This window comes from Sphingobium sp. MP9-4 (assembly GCF_005281675.1).
Taxonomy (GTDB): domain Bacteria; phylum Pseudomonadota; class Alphaproteobacteria; order Sphingomonadales; family Sphingomonadaceae; genus Sphingobium; species Sphingobium yanoikuyae.
Genome location: NZ_LUFI01000006.1, coordinates 1 through 1,373, shown reverse-complemented (window position 1 = coordinate 1,373; position 1,373 = coordinate 1). Strand labels below are relative to the sequence as shown.

The window sequence follows — 1,373 nt, the reverse complement described above, 5'->3', positions numbered from 1 at the left end:
TTCAAACGCATCGCCATGCGCGCCTGCAAAACCGACAGCAGCTTCGAGGCCATCATCTACCTCGCCGCAGCCGTCATCAACTCTCGATGAATCCCCACAGGCCTTAGGGCATGTTGGCACGTAGTCGGATCCGGTCATCTGTCCGGCCTTGATGAGCAGCGCCATATGCTGCGAGCCAGTATGGGAGTTCACGGACCGGATCCATTTCAGGTTTACGCGCTTGGCTAGTGCCCTGCTATTCTCTGGTTCTTCCGCCCCGTCTCGCCGACTGTTGTGCCATACCCTTCTTCGACCGCCTACGTCCCCGACGCCTCGGACCGCTGCTTTGACATACGCCGCGACCGCTGCCGGAGCTCTGTAACCTTCGTTCTTTGCGAGCAACGCCCAGACCATGCGCGCCATCTTGTTGGCGAGCGCGACCGAGACGAGCATGCGCGGTTTGCGCGCAAGCATCCGCTCCAGCCACGAGCCGGCCGGCGCGCCGAACCGGTAGGCCTGTCGCACTATCGAGCTGACGCCGATGATCAGCAGCCGTCTGATCGTGCGCTCATCCATCTTCGATATGCTGCCGAGCCGTTGTTTGCCGCCGGTCGAGTGCTGATGCGGCGCGAGGCCAAGCCAAGCGGCGAAGTCGCGGCCATTGCGGAAGGTCTCGATCGGCGGTGCTAGCGCGATGATGGCCGTCGCAGCGATGGGGCCGGTCCCCGGGATGGTCATCAGTAGGCGTGCCGCTTCATCCTCCTTGCCACGCCGTGCGATCTCGCGGTCGAGCACAGATATCTGTCTGTCGAGCCCGGCCAACATGTCGACCATGAGCTTGAACATAGGCCGCGCCGCTTCCGGCAGGGGCGAGGCCATCTCATCATCTTCCAGAAGGTTAACCAGCATCGTCATATGCGCGGTGCCGCGCGGCGCGACCCCGCTATACTCCGCCAGATGTCTGCGGATCGCGTTGATCAACTGGGTGCGCTGTCGCACCGCCAGGTCTCGCGTGCGGAACACGAGCCCTGCGGCCTGCTGCGGCTCGCTCTTCACCGCCACGAAGCGCATGCCAGGGCGCTGCGCCGCCTCGCAGATCGCTTCAGCATCGATCGCGTCGTGCTTGTTCCGCTTCACGAACGGCTTGACGTAGGCTGGTGGGATTAAGCGTACCTTATGCCCCATTGTCTGCCGCTGGCGCGCCCAGTGATAGGCGCCACCGCACGCCTCGAGCGCTACCATGCAGGCTGGCTAACCGGCGAAGAAGTCGAGCAGTTTGCCTCTCGTCCGCAATCCACGGTGGGTTCAACGGGTGGCGGCAACACATGCTTGGAAACGCTCTGCGGGCGTTTGATATTCGAGCGTTTTCCTTGGCCGTTCGTTGAGTTGCCGTG

General features: G+C 63.0%; 1 protein-coding gene and 1 pseudogene. One reads left to right on the top strand and one right to left on the bottom strand.

Translation table 11 applies throughout. The features are described from left to right. Positions 1-336: 336 nt before the first annotated feature. Positions 337-1,272, bottom strand: a pseudogene (locus A0U87_RS02725) (IS110 family transposase); the annotation flags it as partial. Between A0U87_RS02725 and A0U87_RS26400 the strand changes: the two are divergent. Continuing rightward, on the top strand, positions 1,186-1,373 hold a 188-nt coding region (locus A0U87_RS26400), incomplete at its 3' end, for a hypothetical protein (RefSeq protein ID WP_206366577.1). The pseudogene A0U87_RS02725 and the gene A0U87_RS26400 sit on opposite strands and share 87 nt — an antisense overlap.